This window comes from Enterocloster sp. OA13, from assembly GCF_022440595.1.
GTDB lineage: Bacteria > Bacillota > Clostridia > Lachnospirales > Lachnospiraceae > Enterocloster > Enterocloster hominis.
Window position 1 is genome coordinate 5663892 of record NZ_JAKNTF010000001.1, and the last position, 15284, is coordinate 5679175.

The window sequence follows — 15284 nt, forward strand, 5'->3', positions numbered from 1 at the left end:
TATCTTCCTTTCTTTTCGGGTAACCAGCGCCTGGCGGTACTAGTTCTCATTTTCAACGGTTCCGTCGATAACTTTGAATATCTTGTCTATATGGAACCTATTATTGACAAAATCATCCAGCCCGGTACAGGTAATCATGGTCTGGATGTCCTGTATGGCTGATAAAAGATGGTTCTGCCTGCTGCTGTCCAGCTCTGATAAGACATCATCCAGCAGAAGGATGGGATTATCCCTGCTGACTGCCTTGACCAGTTCCAGTTCTGACAGCTTCAGGGACAGGGCGGCGGTTCGCTGCTGGCCCTGTGAGCCAAACCTGCGGATATCAATGCCGTTCACAATAAAGCTGATATCATCCCGGTGGGGACCTGACAGCGTGGTCTTCTGTTTCATATCCTGAGGGCGGTTCTTCTTCAGTGTCTGTTCAAACTGGTCCTCAAGGGTATATGGTTCATAGGAAATCCTTATTGCCTCCTTGTTACCTGAAAGGCTCAGATGAATGTCCTGTATGATTTCATTTAACCGGTCAATGAACTCCCTGCGGAACCGGATTACTTCTTTTCCATAATTTACCAGCTGCATATCCCATACATCCAGGGTTTCCTCATATTCAGGCTTGAAAAACAGCTCCTTTAGCAGTTTGTTACGCTGAAGCAGCACTTTGTTGTACTGTACGAGTGAATGGACATACAGCTTATTTAACTGGCACAGTTCCATATCTATGAATCTTCTTCTCTCGGAAGGCCCATTCTTGATGATGTTCAGGTCCTCGGGGGAAAAGAAAACCACGTTGGCGATTCCAAACAGCTCGCTGGCCTTTCTTATGGGCACACCGTTTATGGCAATTCCCTTGGGTTTGTTTTTTTTCAGGTGCATGTCAATGCGGTAAGGCACATTGTTCTTCCTGATCTGTAATTTAATATGGGATTCATCCTGGTCAAAACGGATGATATCCCTGTCCTTAGCGCTTTTATGTGATTTAGATGTGCAGCAGACGTAGACGGCTTCCAGAATATTCGTCTTTCCCTGGGCATTATCACCGTAGAGTATATTGGTTCCCTGATTAAATTCCATATGTAATTCTTGGTAGTTCCGGTAATTTTTCAGTTCTATGGATTCTATAATCATGGATATTCTCTTTCTGCGGCCCCTTTATTTGGTGATTTTGATGGTCTGTCCGTCATAGGATACCACATCTCCATCCACCAGTTTCTTTCCGCGCTGGAACGCAGTTTCCCCGTTCACAGTCACCAGGCCGTCCTCTATGGCATATTTAGCGTCTACACCGGACTGGACCAGGCCGGCGGCTTTTAACGCCTGGCCCAGTTTGATGTAATCTTCCCTTAATTTGATTATTTCCATTGTTTTCCTTTCTTAGTACAGTAATTTACGAAAGATGTACTAAACAGTGGCTGCATTGAAATTAACCGGAAGGATCAGGTATATATAATTCTCCTCATCGTCCTTGATGAAGCATGGGGACTTGGGATTCATCATATAGATATTGATTTCCTCATCGTCAATCACCCTCAGCGCGTCAATCAGGAACTTGGGATTAAAGCCAATCATGATATCCTTACCTGTCTTGTGGATCATCAGGTCCGCGTTCATGGAGCCAAAACTGGAATTCAGCTTCATTTCCATGGAATTATCGCCAATATTGATGATCAGGGGCTTTTTGTCATTTTCCCTGATAAGGATGGTTGCACGTTCAATACAGTTTAAGAATTCCTTTTTATTCACGGATACCTTTGTCTCGTAATCACTGGAAAGCATCTGGTTGATCCTGAAGTATTCGCCTTCAATCAGCCGTGAGACAACAACCGTACTGTCAAATTCGAACAGGATATGGTTGGCGCTGAAGTATATAAGGACTTCCTTCTCATTGTCACCTCCCAGGATCTTGCTGATTTCACTGAGTGTCTTACCTGGAACGATTACCTTGGTGTCATCATAATGGTCTTTCAGACGTACCTTGCGGATGGAGATACGGTGTCCGTCAAGGGACACTACCTTTAACTGGTTCTCATTTACCTCGAACAGTTCACCGGCCATCATCTTGTTGCTGTCATTAGGTGAGATGGAAAATATGGTCTGCTGGATTACTTCCTTCAGGGTGAACTGGGAAAGACAGATATATTTATCCTTCTCAATATAGGGAAGGTATGCAAATTCCTCCCCGTCACGTCCCTGGATATTGAATACAGAATTCTCACAGCTGATGGTGGTGTTGAATTTATCATCAGATTCAATGGTAACAGAGGCATTTTCACTGGAAAGACGGCGGGTGATTTCGGAGAATAACTTGGCATCCAGGGCTATCTTTCCATGTTCCAGTATCTCCCCTTCTACTTTTGTCTCAATTCCCAGTTCCATGTCATTGCCGGTCAGTTTAATCTCACCTGTACTGGCGTCAATCAGGATACATTCAAGGATGGACATGGTGGTTTTGGAGGGGACTGCTTTCATTACAATATTAATGCCGTTTACAATGGCGTCTTTTTGAAATATCAGCTTCATAATGTTGATAACTTCCTTTCAGTTTATTTAGGTCGGAAAAAACCATCTGTAGTTGAAGATATAAATACTTTTCGTAGAAACCGTAGTAGGGGCTGTGGGTTTGTGTAAAACCCTTAAAAGTCCTTGAGAATAAAGGCCAGGTCCATGTGGAATGATCTGTGGAAATCATCCACCGATCCATGGTAAAACTTAATGTTTATCCACAGGTACTTAAAAACCGTTCACAAGTCCTTCAGGATGGATCGGTTATCAACAGCCTGTCCACAAGGATCCCACTGCCTATTGTGGATTGATCTTCTTCTTCAGTATCTCAATGGTATTCTTAAGCGTATCGTCCTTCTTAATGTCTCCTGCAATCTTCTCGGAACCGTGTATGATGGTAGTATGGTCCCTTCCTCCAAGGTAGCGTCCGATGGTCTGGAGAGGGGTATCCGTCATATTCCTGCAAAGGTACATGACAATCTGCCTCGGATATACAATCTCCTTGTTCCTCTTCTGGGAAGAGATATCAAGGGGGGTCAGGCCATAATGGTCTGATACGATCTGGATGATCAGGTCCGGGGTGACCTCCCGCTGGGCATTGGGCGATATGATGTCCTTAAGGGCTTCCTCCGCCAGTTCCAGGGTTATGTCACACTTGTTAAGGCGGGAGAGGGCAACGATTTTGGTCAGCGCGCCTTCCAGTTCACGGATATTGGATTTGATGTTGGTGGCAATGTACTTGATTACCTCGTTATCAATATTATATCCTTCCATCTCTTCTTTTTTGCGCAGGATTGCCATTCTTGTCTCATAATCAGGAGACTGGATGTCCACGGTAAGTCCCCACTCAAAACGGGAGCGCAGGCGTTCCTCCAGTGTTTCAATTTCTTTTGGAGGTTTATCGGAGGAGATTATAATCTGCTTCTTGGATTCATATAATGTGTTGAAGGTGTGGAAAAATTCTTCCTGGGTGCTTTCCTTGCCGATGATGAACTGGATATCATCAATGAGGAGTACGTCGTTGTTGCGGTACTTTTCACGGAATTCCGTTGTTGTTATGTTGTTTTTGTTACGGATGGCGTCAATCAGCTCGTTGGTAAAGGTTTCTGATGTGACGTAAAGTATCTTGGAGCTTGGATTGTTCTTTAATATGAAGTGAGCAATCGCATGCATCAGGTGGGTTTTGCCAAGTCCCACGCCTCCGTAGATGAAAAGAGGGTTGTAAATCTCACCCGGCGATTCCGCCACGGCCAGGGCGGCTGCATGGGCCAGGTTATTGTTGGAGCCTACCACAAAGGTATCAAAGGTGTACTTTGAGTTTAAGTTGGCGCTCTGAATAACGTCCGGGCTTATGGTTACAGTGTTCTTCTGAATCAGCTGCGGCCCCGACGGTTCCTCTTTTTCTATGATTTGTTCCTTGACTTTGAAATCCACCTCGCATTCCTTTTCAAGGAATTCCGAGATGGTCACCTTTAATAAAAATCCGTATTTTTTATTTACATATTGTAAAAAGGTCTGTTCGGGAACAATGATTATTACTGTGTTATCCTTAAAAGAATATGGCTTAAGCGGTTCCAGCCAGGTACTGTAGGAGATATTGGATATTTCATGTTCTTCTTTTAGGGTAAGCAGGATCTGCTCCCAATTTTCTTTGATTTTATCGATCATTTCTTGTCTCCTGAAACTGTATTGCAGAATTGCCCAATCTAAATACATTGTATACTAAAGTAAATTTTTTTTCAATGACAAGTGTGAATAAATGTGGATAACTTTGTTTACAGGCTGTGGAAGCAGTGTGAAAGCAGTGTGGATAGACGGCTTTTCCACAAAACCGCCGGAAAAGCCATCTTGAGTTGTGCACAACCCGAAAATAATTGGAAATTATGGAATTCTCGGATCGCATTGGGGAAAAAATTGACAATTACACATACTTATCCACAACTTATCAACACTTTGTGGATAAGTTTATGTAAATCCACAAAGGAGAGTAATCCATACTCAATTGAATATGTTATAATAACGTTAGAAATGCATGAGTTTGATTGCTCAATATCAGATAATTGTTTATAATAGGTTAAGATACATAACAAATTTTTAATATTTTAATGCAACTAATAAAAGTTATCAACAAAAAGGGGGATTTATATGGAATTTGTAATTGGTATTCTGCTGATCCTGACGTTTTTCGCACTGGCCTATTATTGTGTCAAGGGCTATAACCTGATGATCGGCTTTTTGGTCATCTCTGTTTTATGGACCATCCTTTCCCTTTTTGGGGCGGGGATTTCCTCCCCGCAGTTCATTGCGGATAATCCTGTGCTTCAGTTTGGCGGGGATGGAGGCAAGGGACTGGTGGCCATCCTGAATAAGATTTATCAGGCTGCCCCGGAAGGATGGGGAACCACCCTGGTGAATGTCTGCTGGGGCGCATGGTTCGGAAGGGTCCTTATGGAAACAGGCATTGCCTCCACGCTGATCCGCAAGACAGTGGAGCTGGGCGGTGACCGCCCGATCATTACCATTGTCCTTCTTAATGTTGTGACTGCTTTTATTTTTACGGCCATGATGGGAGCGGGCCCTGTCATTGCCATCGGCGTCATCGTGCTGCCGATCCTGATGAGCCTTGGTATCCCTAAAGCAATCGCCATGTTCACGTTCATGGGATCTGTTTCCGCGGGCATGTATCTGAATCCCGTGCTTCAGTTCTCCCAGATCCGCGCATTCATCCTGCCGGCAGACCAGATGCCGGAGTTCTCATTTTCATGGTATGCAGGCCATTGGGGATATTATGCGCTTGCTATTTCAGTGGTTACGGTTTCGCTCCTGACAGCGGTATACCTGAAATTTGGGAAGAAAAGACATGCCTGGGCGTCCCGTACGCCCGGATCCCAGCCCGTAAAGGATGCCCCCATGATAGCGCTTTTACTTCCGGTTGTCCCGGTGGTGCTTAAAATCGCCCTTGACTTTTCGGTCATTGGCGGGTTCATCATTGCGGGATTCGCGGCCCTGTTCCTGTGCGGCAGGATGAAGGGGTCCTTTAAGGAGAACTGCCAGCTGGTTAATAAGCTTTATTATGACGGTGTGGTGGACACGGCTCCCCTGATCGGTTTCCTGCTCACACTTCCCATGTTCAACACGTGTGCTACATATGCTTCCCCGTTTTTCAAGGAAGTAATCGGCGGCATCATGCCGACCAGCGAGTATGTTGTGTGTATCCTGTTCGCGGCGCTGGCAATCCTGGGCTTTTTCAGGGGACCGTTCACACTGTTTGGCTGCGGCGCGGCTACCCTGGGGGTTTTATCCAATGTGGGACATTTCTCTGTTCCCTTCCTGTACTGTGTTTTCACCATACCGGCAACAACGGTTAACGTGGGTTCCTGTATCACACAGTCCTGGATTGCATGGGGCCTTGCCTATACAAAGGTGGAATCAAGGGAGTATTTAAAACTTTCCATCCCATTTGCATACCTGACGTCCATCTGCCTGTATATCCTTACGGCCCTTACCATTACAGGACTGGGCGCCCAGTGGTTCTTAAATTAATACAATTATTTTCGTTGACTCCTCCTGCCTGTGCGGATTATAATGAGACAGTAGCATTGCATTGTATCTTTTAATAAGAACAGTAGCAGGAGGATGAAAAATTGAATAACAAGAAGAGAGACACCCGTTGGCTTGCAAGTGTTGCACTTATGATGGCGGTGGTCATCCTGTTGGCGAATACGCCGTTTGGGATGATACAGCTTCCGGTCATCAAGGCGACAACTGTGCATATTCCCGTCATATTGGGAGCAATTTTACTGGGGCCCCTGGCAGGGGCGGTTCTGGGAGCCACCTTTGGTATCTGTTCCATGATAAGCAATACCATGGTGCCCACACTGCTGTCCTTTGCATTTTCGCCGTTCATGAGCATGACCGGGATTCCCGGTATGTTTAAGGCTTTATGGGTTTCCGTCGGCTGCAGGATACTGATTGGCGTGGCTGCAGGATGGCTCTGGATCCTGTTTAAGAAGGTGAAGCTTAATGTCCTGGCAGCGCTTCCCATGGTTGGTTTTATCGGATCCATGGTGAATACGGTCTTTGTCATGGGGAGTATTTACCTGCTGTTTGCATCCCAGTACGCAGAGGCTAAGAACGTTGCAATTGATGCGGTTTGGGGACTGATCATGGTGACAGTTACCGCTTCCGGCATACCTGAGGCAATCGTCGCGGCGGTTTTAGTGGCAGTTATTGGAAAAGTAATGCTCCGTTTCACAAGCCACAGCTGATTACGGCACTAAATATAGTAATATAAAATGGCAATGCATACATTTTATTGGGACGGCTTTCAAGCTGTCCTTTTTTGTGGTTTTTTTGCGAAAATCCGCTTGACGAAGGCCGATTTCTTCTATATAATTGAGAAGATGTTTAATTATACTAGTCTAAATGTGTGTTTTCACATTACCAGATAATTTTGATAGGAGGTGCCCGATTATGAAGATGACATTTCAGCCGAAGAAGAAGCATAGAGCGAGAGTTCATGGCTTCAGAGCCAGAATGAAAACTGTAGGCGGTAGAAAAGTTATTGCTGCCAGAAGAGCAAAAGGTAGAGCTAGATTATCTGCTTAATTGTTTGAAGCAAAAGAACTGCGGGCCACAGGAACATGTGGCCTTTTCTTAATTATTCAGACAATGATTGTCAGTATGAAGATTGAAATGGAGAATCGTATGAAACGATTTCCTTCCGTAAGGAAAAACAGGGAGTTCCAGGATATATATAAGCATGGGACTTCGTATGCAAACAGACTGCTTGTGATGTATGTGATGGAAAGCGGGGAAGATGGGAACCGGATTGGCATTTCTGTCAGCAGGAAAGTGGGCAACAGCATTGTCCGCCATCATATCACAAGACTTTTGAGAGAAATATTCCGTTTAAATAATAGTAGGATCAGGACTGGATTAAACATCATTGTTGTGGCCAGGGTGGCTGCAAAAAAATCAGACTACAAAGATTTGGAAGGTGCGTATCTGCACCTATGCGGACTGCATCACATTTTAAAAGAATCGAAGTGAAGTGATTATGACAAGGTTTTTGATTTTGTTGGTAAGAGGATACCAGAGGTTCCTGTCTCCTCTTAAATTAAGAACTCACTGTATTTACACACCTACGTGTTCTCAATACGCCATTGAAGCACTTAAAAAGTATGGTGCGTTAAAGGGTACATGGTTGGCCTGCAAAAGGATACTCAGGTGTCACCCCTTTGCAGAAGGCGGTTATGATCCAGTTCCGTAGAGATTAGGAGGTATAATGTATTGAATGGTTTAGCTGGCGCAGTACTATTGACAAAAACAGGCGGTATTCTGGGGCCGATTGCTGATATCCTTGGTTGGATCATGGATTGGCTGTTTAAGTTTACAAGTTTCTTCGGTATTGAGAATATTGGTCTGTGTATTATCCTGTTTACCCTGGTAACAAAGGTTCTCATGATACCTCTTACCATTAAGCAGCAGCAGTCCTCCAAGCTGATGGCAGTAATGCAGCCGGAGATTTCTGCTATCCAGAAAAAGTATAAGGGCAAGGAAAATGACCAGAAGTATGCAATGATGATGCAGACAGAGATTAAGGCTGTTTATGAGAAGTACGGGACTTCCATGACAGGCGGCTGCCTCCCGTTGTTGATACAGATGCCTATCATCTTTGCTTTGTACCGTGTCATCTATAATATTCCTGCTTATGTACAGTCGGTAAGGGGATATTATGAGACAATCATAAGCAAGCTTCCAAGCGGCTACCAGACAGCACAGGCTTTTACAGATCTGGCGGCGGCGCAGAAAATGCCTATTGATAAGTTTGATTATACCAATGTTAATACTGTAATTGATTTATTATATAAGTTCACCGGACAGCAGTGGGATACCCTGGTGACTTCCTTTGCTTCCGTGGGACAGGCCGTGACAGATACAGGTGTCAGGGTGGTGGATGCCATTGAGAACATGCAGACCTTTTTCGGCCTGAACATTGCATATACACCATTCCAGGTCATCATGAACTATTTTAACAAGGTGGAAGGGACAACCCTGCTGACTGCAATTGCAGCTCTTTGTATCCCTCTGTTCGCTGGTCTGAGCCAGTGGTACAGCACCAAGCTTATGACTGCAAACCAGCCCCAGACCAACAGCGATGAGAATCCGGCAGCCGGAATGATGAAGAGCATGAACGTGACCATGCCCCTCATGTCTGTCTTCTTCTGTTTCTCATTTGCATCCGGTATCGGACTTTACTGGGTTGCGCAGAGTGTGTTTACAATCATCCAGCAGGTTGGTATTAACTCTTATCTGAATAAGGTTAATATTGACGACCTGGTTCAGAAGAATATTGACAAGACCAATAAGAAACGTGCTAAAAAGGGACTTCCTCCAACGAAGGTTGGCAATGTGGACGAGATGCTTAAGAAGATTGAGGAAAAGGAAGTAAAGGCTGAGACTGCGCAGATGGCCAAGATTGCAAAGACCAAGGCAATCGTGGAGGAGTCTAACAAGTATTATAATGACAATGCCAAACCGGGCAGCCTGGCATCCAAAGCAAACATGGTTGCTAAGTACAATGAAAAGCACGATAAGGGAAGTAAAAAATAGGAGGGGTTTTGTATGGATATGATTACAGTTACTGCCAAGACAGTGGACGAAGCAGTTACAAAAGCGTTAATCGAACTTCAGACAACCAGCGATAAGCTGGAATATGAAGTGGTTGACAAGGGAAGCACCGGATTCCTGGGAATCGGTTCAAAACCTGCTATTATTCGTGCAAAGAAAAAGGAATCCATTGAGGATAAGGCCATGGATTTCTTATCCCAGATTTTTGGGGCCATGAATATGGAGGTATCCATCATAGCTGCATACAATGAGGAAGAGCAGGAGCTTTCCCTGAACCTGGAAGGCGATGACATGGGTATCCTGATTGGGAAGAGGGGGCAGACCCTGGATTCCCTCCAGTACCTTGTTAGCCTGATCGTGAATAAGGGTACCGAAGGGTATCTGAGGGTTAAGCTGGATACTGAGAATTACCGTGAGAGAAGGAAGGAAACCCTTGAGACCCTGGCAAAGAACATTGCCTATAAGGTTAAGCGGACCAAGAGGCCTGTCTCATTGGAACCCATGAATCCTTATGAGAGAAGGATCATCCACGCGGCCCTTCAGAATGACAAGTATGTTACCACCAGAAGTGAGGGCGAGGAGCCTTTCCGCCATGTGGTGATTGCACTTAAGAAGGAAGCGTCCGGCGGTGAACGCAAAGGACGTTACGACAGGAGTAAGGGCGGGCGCTATGACAGGTCTTCCGGCGGATATAAGGGTAATAACCGCCGCAGCCATTATTCTTCAACAGCTTCATCAGGCGCGTCCGAAGAGACAGCTGCTGGAGATGAGGAATAACTGACAGATTTTAAGCTTAAGAGGCTGTTGCAGAGTGCGACGGCCTTTTGCGCTATTTGGCTGGCATGGGATGGTCCGTGTCAGGCGGGAATTGAAAGGATATAAGATGAGGACAGATACAATTGCAGCCATTGCCACGGGAATGGGAAATTCAGGAATCGGGATTGTAAGGATCAGTGGCGATGAGGCATTTACTGTGATTGATAAGTTATACAGGAATAAGGACGGCAGGCAGGTTCCTATAAGCCAGGCCAGATCCCACACGGTCCACTATGGGTTTATCTATGATGGGGATGAGAAGGTGGATGAGGCCCTTGTACTGATCATGAAGGGGCCGCACAGTTATACGGCTGAGGATACGGTGGAGATTGACTGCCATGGCGGGATTCTTATGGTGAGGAAGATACTGGAGGCAGTCATCCACGCAGGGGCCAGGACAGCGGAGCCGGGGGAGTTTACTAAGAGGGCATTCCTCAATGGCAGGATTGACCTGTCACAGGCCGAGGCCGTGGCGGATGTGATTAATGCCACCAATGAGTATGCGCTTAAAAGCTCGGTGAGCCAGTTAAGCGGTTCTGTGTCAAAGCGCATAAAGGAACTGAGAAGCCAGATCCTTTATCAGATTGCATTTATAGAATCCGCACTGGACGACCCGGAACATATTTCCCTGGATGGGTATGATGAAGAACTTTTGGCGCGCCTTGATCCCATGGTGGAGGAGGTGAAGAGGCTGCTGGCTTCAGCGGATGACGGGAGGGTCATGACGGAAGGGGTCAAGACAGTCATACTTGGTAAGCCCAATGCAGGTAAATCTTCCTTAATGAATGTGCTTCTGGGGGAGGAGAGGGCCATTGTAACCGAAATAGCCGGAACCACCAGGGACACGCTGGAGGAACATATCTATCTTCAGGGAATCAGCCTTAACGTGGTGGACACGGCCGGAATCAGGGACACTGAGGATGTGGTGGAGAAGATTGGAGTGGACAGGGCCAGGCGCGCCGCCGGGGACGCGGACCTTATCATATTCGTGGTGGACGGTTCGAGGCCACTGGATGAAAGCGACAGGGAAATCATGGAGTTCATCCGGGGCAGGAAGTCCATCATCCTTCTCAATAAGTCGGATCTTGAGCTTGTGGTCGGCAAGGAGGAGCTGGAAGGGATGTCAGGACAGAAGGTGATTCCAGTGTCCGCCAAGGAGGAACAGGGGATTGAAGAGCTGGAGCAGGAGATTAAACGGCTCTTTTATCACGGGGAGCTAAAGTTTAACGACCAGGTTTATATAACAAATGTAAGGCATAAAGAGGCATTGGAACAGGCCCTCAGGAGTCTTTTGATGGTAAAGGGCAGTATTGAGGACCGCATGCCGGAGGATTTTTATTCCATTGACCTTATGAACGCATATGAGCAGCTGGGGCTGATTACAGGGGAAGCAGTGGACGATGATTTGGTGAATGAGATATTTGCCAGGTTCTGTATGGGAAAATGATTGAAATGAAAGAGGAATGAAAACGTATGCCGTATTTGGAAGAAACATATGATATGATTGTTGTTGGCGCCGGACATGCAGGATGCGAGGCAGCCCTTGCCGGCGCAAGGCTGGGTCTTGAAACCATCATGTTTACGGTCAGTGTGGACAGCATTGCCCTGATGCCCTGTAATCCCAATGTGGGCGGCAGCTCAAAAGGCCACCTTGTAAGGGAGCTGGATGCCCTTGGCGGGGAAATGGGGAAGAATATTGATAAGACATTTATCCAGTCCAAGATGCTCAATGAATCCAAGGGACCTGCCGTGCACTCCCTGAGGGCCCAGGCAGATAAGCAGGATTACAGCAGGCAGATGAGAAGGACGCTGGAGAACACGGATCATCTTACCATACGACAGGCCGAGGTGTCGGAGCTTGTTGTCCAGGAAGGGGAAATCAGGGGCGTTAAGACATTTTCAGGGGCCGTTTATAGGGGGAAATGTGTCATACTCTGCACAGGTACTTATCTGAAGGCAAGGTGTATCTACGGGGATGTCAGCAATCCCACAGGGCCGAACGGACTGCAGGCAGCCAACCATCTGACGGATTCCCTTAAGGCGAACGGGATTGAGATGTTCCGGTTTAAGACAGGCACCCCGGCCAGGGTAGATAAGAGAAGCATTGATTTTACTAAGATGGAAGAGCAGCTGGGTGATGAGCGCGTGGTTCCCTTTTCTTTTTCAACGGACCCGGAAAGCGTTCAGAAGGACCAGGTGTCCTGCTGGCTGACTTATACCAATGAGGGTACCCATGACATCATACGACGTAACCTGGACCGTTCCCCGCTGTTCTCAGGGGCCATCGAGGGTACGGGTCCAAGGTACTGCCCATCCATTGAGGATAAGGTGGTGAAGTTCCCGGACAAGGAGCGCCACCAGGTATTCGTGGAACCCGAGGGACTTTATACCAATGAAATGTATCTGGGCGGTATGAGCAGTTCCCTTCCTGAAGATGTACAGTATGCAATGTACCGTACCGTGCCGGGACTTGAGAAGGTTAAGATTGTGAGGAATGCATATGCAATTGAATATGACTGCATCAATTCACTGCAGTTAAAGCCGACCCTGGAATTTAAGAAGATATCAGGTCTGTTTGCAGGAGGACAGTTTAACGGCAGTTCCGGATATGAGGAAGCGGCGGTGCAGGGCTTTATGGCTGGTGTGAATGCTGCAATGAAAATCATGGGAAGGGACCAGGTGGTCCTGGACCGGTCCCAGGCGTACATCGGCGTGCTGATTGACGATCTGGTGACCAAAGAGAATCATGAGCCGTACAGGATGATGACTTCCAGGGCAGAGTACAGGCTGCTTTTAAGGCAGGATAATGCGGATATCCGCCTGAGGAAGATTGGGCATGAGATTGGACTTGTCAGCGATGGGGAGTATGAGAAGCTTCTTATTAAAATGGATGAGATTGAACATGAGATAAAACGGCTTCAGGGAACGGCAATTGGGGTGAATTCCATGGTGCAGAAGTTTTTGGAAAAATATGGAAGTACCCCGCTGAAATCAGGCGTAACCCTGGCGGAACTGGTTAAACGGCCGGAGCTGGATTATGAGAAGTTATGGGAGTTGGATGAGAGGCGGCCGGAACTGTCACCTGAGGTTAGGGAACAGGTTAATATTGAAATTAAGTATGAAGGGTACATCAAGCGCCAATACCAGCAGGTTGAGCAGTATAAGAAGCTGGAAGGGAAGCTGCTTCCTGAGGATTTTGATTATACCCAGGTAAAAAGCCTGCGCAGGGAGGCTGTACAGAAGCTGAATAAGGTTCAGCCCGCAACCATTGGACAGGCTTCCCGCATATCAGGCGTTTCCCCGGCAGATATATCCGTGCTGCTGGTACACTTTGCGAGAAAACAGCAGTGAGAGGATTATATGATATGACAGAGACATTTCGCATCCAGATGAATCAGGAATCGGCGCAATTGGGTATCACGCTCAGCGATGTCCAGATGGAACAGTTTTATTCTTATTATGAAATGCTGGTGGAAAAAAATAAGGTGATGAATCTTACAGCCATCACGGAAGAAAATGAGGTTGTGACAAAACACTTTAGTGACAGCTTGTCACTATTTGGGCTGTTGAAGGAAATGCAGGTTGGCGGTGACGCATGGTATAAGACATGTAATGTGATTGATGTCGGCACAGGAGCTGGATTTCCCGGGATTCCTTTGAAAATTGTGTTTCCTGAGCTGAAGGTAACATTGTTGGATTCTTTAAATAAAAGGGTTAAGTGGCTGGAGGAAGTGTGTACGGAACTGCACCTGGAAGGTGTGTGTTGTGTCCATGGACGGGCGGAGGATATAGGACGCCAGGCAGGACACAGGGAAGTGTATGATCTGTGTGTATCCAGGGCAGTGGCTAACCTGGCCAGTCTGTCAGAATATTGTATGCCTTTTGTTAAGGTGGGAGGATATTTTATTCCTTATAAATCAGGGGAGATTGATGAGGAATTGAATCAGGCAAAGAAGGCGATTGGGCTTTTGGGCGGTAAGTTAAAGTCAGTGGAGAAGTTTGTGCTGCCTGGCACGGATGCAGCCAGATCCCTTGTGATGATTGAGAAGGTTAAGCCTGTATCGAAGAAGTTTCCTAGAAAGGCGGGACTGCCTACTAAGGAGCCGTTGAAGTAGTGGGGGAGGTTGGTTGGTAGGGTTTGATTTTAGTAGAAGATTTTAGTAGAAGATGGGCCGGAATGTTTCACGTGAAACATTCCGGCCCATCTTCTTACTTTTTTAAGGTTATACATATTTTGATAAGTATATGCGTTATCTTTTTTTACTATATTTTTGTAATAGCTATAAATATATTTGTTATAGATAGATATCTGTTATAAATAGATATTTGTTATAGATATCTGTTATAAAAATCTGTTATAAATATCTCTTCTCAAATGTATCTATCTTTTCTTAACATATATTTGTATTCTTTAATACATTTAACTTGAAAAATAATCATTTCTATTATCAGATAATATCAGCCAGCAGCCTCCCTCATCATGTGGATTTCTCTCGCATATCCGTCTAAATCATTAGGGGTTTCCATATAGAAGGGGAGTTTGCCTAATATTGGGTGTGTGACGATTCTTTTAAATGTATCAAGACCTATATATCCTTCTCCGAGTTTTGCATGTCTATCTTTATGAGCACCCAGAGGATTCTGACTGTCATTAAGATGAATTGCTTTTAAACGGTTTAATCCGATAATCTGGTCAAATTCATTCAGCACCTCGTCTAAATGATTGACAATATCATACCCTCCATCCCACACATGACATGTATCAAGGCACACACCCATATGGTCGGATAAATCAACTAAATCCAATATCTGTTTTAACTCCTCGAAACGTCCTCCGATTTCGCTGCCTTTTCCTGCCATGGTTTCCAAAAGGACAGTAGTGGTCTGGTCTGGAGAAAGTATTTCGTTAAGCATTTGGGCGATGTATGTAATACCTGTTTCCACGCCCTGTTTTACATGGCATCCAGGGTGAAAGTTATACATATTACCTGGGGTATATTCCATTCGGACCAAATCATCAGCCATGGTTCTTTTTGCAAAATCCCGGAGTTTTGGGTCTGCGGAACATGCATTTAATGTGTAAGGGGCATGGGCCAGGAGAGGAGTGATATCCTTATCTTTTGCTGTTGCTAAGAAGCGTTCTACATCTTTCTCGTTAATTGCTTTTGCATTGCCGCCTCTTGGATTGCGTGTGAAAAATTGAAATGTATTAGCGTCAATTGAAATGGCGTCCTTTGCCATGGATTCATATCCTTTTGATGAGGATAAATGGCATCCTATTCGTATCATAAGTTATTCCTTTCATATTAAATAATGGTTAGTAAATAGATTGTTAT

Annotated in this window: 15 protein-coding genes; 10 read left to right on the plus strand and 5 right to left on the minus strand. The window is 45.6% G+C overall.

From position 1 onward, the window contains the following. Nucleotides 1–39: 39 nt before the first annotated feature. The 4 genes from recF to dnaA form a co-directional block, all read right to left on the minus strand. Nucleotides 40–1125, minus strand: coding sequence for a DNA replication/repair protein RecF (gene recF, locus MCJ35_RS25395; protein WP_008723097.1), 1086 nt, complete (start codon nt 1123–1125; stop codon nt 40–42). 24 nt (nt 1126–1149) lie between these two features. Next, nucleotides 1150–1359, minus strand: coding sequence for an RNA-binding S4 domain-containing protein (locus MCJ35_RS25400; protein WP_008723098.1), 210 nt, complete (start codon nt 1357–1359; stop codon nt 1150–1152). 39 nt (nt 1360–1398) lie between these two features. Then, nucleotides 1399–2517: a DNA polymerase III subunit beta gene (dnaN, locus tag MCJ35_RS25405; protein WP_025484640.1), complete on the minus strand. Its 1119-nt coding sequence runs from the start codon at nt 2515–2517 to the stop codon at nt 1399–1401. Nucleotides 2518–2796: 279 nt separating this feature from the next. Next, nucleotides 2797–4167 (minus strand): chromosomal replication initiator protein DnaA, encoded by a 1371-nt coding sequence (gene dnaA, locus MCJ35_RS25410; protein WP_008723100.1) that lies wholly within the window; start codon nt 4165–4167, stop codon nt 2797–2799. A gap of 477 nt (nt 4168–4644) precedes the next feature. On the opposite strand from dnaA, the gene MCJ35_RS25415 reads away from it, so the two are divergent. The 10 genes from MCJ35_RS25415 to rsmG all read left to right on the plus strand — a co-directional run bounded on the left by MCJ35_RS25415 (nt 4645) and on the right by rsmG (nt 14063). Then, nucleotides 4645–6042, plus strand: coding sequence for a hypothetical protein (locus tag MCJ35_RS25415; RefSeq protein ID WP_008723101.1), 1398 nt, complete (start codon nt 4645–4647; stop codon nt 6040–6042). 101 nt (nt 6043–6143) lie between these two features. Next, nucleotides 6144–6767, plus strand: coding sequence for an ECF transporter S component (locus MCJ35_RS25420; RefSeq protein ID WP_025484639.1), 624 nt, complete (start codon nt 6144–6146; stop codon nt 6765–6767). 205 nt (nt 6768–6972) lie between these two features. Further along, nucleotides 6973–7107, plus strand: a complete 135-nt coding sequence (gene rpmH, locus MCJ35_RS25425) for a 50S ribosomal protein L34 (protein ID WP_008723104.1) — start codon at nt 6973–6975, stop codon at nt 7105–7107. A gap of 99 nt (nt 7108–7206) precedes the next feature. Then, nucleotides 7207–7551 (plus strand): ribonuclease P protein component, encoded by a 345-nt coding sequence (rnpA, locus tag MCJ35_RS25430; RefSeq protein WP_008723105.1) that lies wholly within the window; start codon nt 7207–7209, stop codon nt 7549–7551. 7 nt (nt 7552–7558) lie between these two features. Further along, on the plus strand, nt 7559–7771 hold the full coding sequence (yidD, locus tag MCJ35_RS25435; RefSeq protein WP_008723106.1) for a membrane protein insertion efficiency factor YidD: 213 nt from the start codon (nt 7559–7561) through the stop codon (nt 7769–7771). 20 nt (nt 7772–7791) lie between these two features. Beyond that, nucleotides 7792–9114 (plus strand): YidC/Oxa1 family membrane protein insertase, encoded by a 1323-nt coding sequence (locus MCJ35_RS25440; RefSeq protein ID WP_008723107.1) that lies wholly within the window; start codon nt 7792–7794, stop codon nt 9112–9114. A gap of 12 nt (nt 9115–9126) precedes the next feature. Further along, the gene (gene jag / locus MCJ35_RS25445) at nt 9127–9909 is read left to right on the plus strand and encodes an RNA-binding cell elongation regulator Jag/EloR (RefSeq protein WP_008723108.1); all 783 of its coding nucleotides are present in this window, start codon (nt 9127–9129) and stop codon (nt 9907–9909) included. A 106-nt stretch (nt 9910–10015) separates the two neighbouring features. Continuing rightward, on the plus strand, nt 10016–11395 hold the full coding sequence (gene mnmE, locus MCJ35_RS25450) for a tRNA uridine-5-carboxymethylaminomethyl(34) synthesis GTPase MnmE (protein WP_025484637.1): 1380 nt from the start codon (nt 10016–10018) through the stop codon (nt 11393–11395). Nucleotides 11396–11421: 26 nt separating this feature from the next. Further along, nucleotides 11422–13299 carry a tRNA uridine-5-carboxymethylaminomethyl(34) synthesis enzyme MnmG gene (gene mnmG, locus MCJ35_RS25455; RefSeq protein ID WP_025484636.1) on the plus strand — a complete coding sequence of 626 codons (1878 nt, stop codon included), beginning with the start codon at nt 11422–11424 and terminating at the stop codon, nt 13297–13299. Nucleotides 13300–13313: 14 nt separating this feature from the next. Further along, on the plus strand, nt 13314–14063 hold the full coding sequence (gene rsmG, locus MCJ35_RS25460) for a 16S rRNA (guanine(527)-N(7))-methyltransferase RsmG (RefSeq protein ID WP_025484635.1): 750 nt from the start codon (nt 13314–13316) through the stop codon (nt 14061–14063). 343 nt (nt 14064–14406) lie between these two features. On the opposite strand, the gene MCJ35_RS25465 is transcribed toward rsmG, so the two are convergent. Continuing rightward, nucleotides 14407–15237, minus strand: coding sequence for a deoxyribonuclease IV (locus MCJ35_RS25465; RefSeq protein WP_008723112.1), 831 nt, complete (start codon nt 15235–15237; stop codon nt 14407–14409). Nucleotides 15238–15284 lie beyond the last annotated feature (47 nt).

What these genes read in the sequence shown, in the direction of transcription:
- recF (WP_008723097.1), bottom strand. Translation starts at nt 1,125, where the DNA reads ATGATTATAGAATCCATAGAACTGAAAAATTACCGGAACTACCAAGAA.
- MCJ35_RS25400 (WP_008723098.1), bottom strand. Translation starts at nt 1,359, where the DNA reads ATGGAAATAATCAAATTAAGGGAAGATTACATCAAACTGGGCCAGGCG.
- dnaN (WP_025484640.1), bottom strand. Translation starts at nt 2,517, where the DNA reads ATGAAGCTGATATTTCAAAAAGACGCCATTGTAAACGGCATTAATATT.
- dnaA (WP_008723100.1), bottom strand. Translation starts at nt 4,167, where the DNA reads ATGATCGATAAAATCAAAGAAAATTGGGAGCAGATCCTGCTTACCCTA.
- MCJ35_RS25415 (WP_008723101.1), top strand. Translation starts at nt 4,645, where the DNA reads ATGGAATTTGTAATTGGTATTCTGCTGATCCTGACGTTTTTCGCACTG.
- rpmH (WP_008723104.1), top strand. Translation starts at nt 6,973, where the DNA reads ATGAAGATGACATTTCAGCCGAAGAAGAAGCATAGAGCGAGAGTTCAT.
- rnpA (WP_008723105.1), top strand. Translation starts at nt 7,207, where the DNA reads ATGAAACGATTTCCTTCCGTAAGGAAAAACAGGGAGTTCCAGGATATA.
- yidD (WP_008723106.1), top strand. Translation starts at nt 7,559, where the DNA reads ATGACAAGGTTTTTGATTTTGTTGGTAAGAGGATACCAGAGGTTCCTG.
- jag (WP_008723108.1), top strand. Translation starts at nt 9,127, where the DNA reads ATGGATATGATTACAGTTACTGCCAAGACAGTGGACGAAGCAGTTACA.
- mnmE (WP_025484637.1), top strand. Translation starts at nt 10,016, where the DNA reads ATGAGGACAGATACAATTGCAGCCATTGCCACGGGAATGGGAAATTCA.
- mnmG (WP_025484636.1), top strand. Translation starts at nt 11,422, where the DNA reads ATGCCGTATTTGGAAGAAACATATGATATGATTGTTGTTGGCGCCGGA.
- rsmG (WP_025484635.1), top strand. Translation starts at nt 13,314, where the DNA reads ATGACAGAGACATTTCGCATCCAGATGAATCAGGAATCGGCGCAATTG.
- MCJ35_RS25465 (WP_008723112.1), bottom strand. Translation starts at nt 15,237, where the DNA reads ATGATACGAATAGGATGCCATTTATCCTCATCAAAAGGATATGAATCC.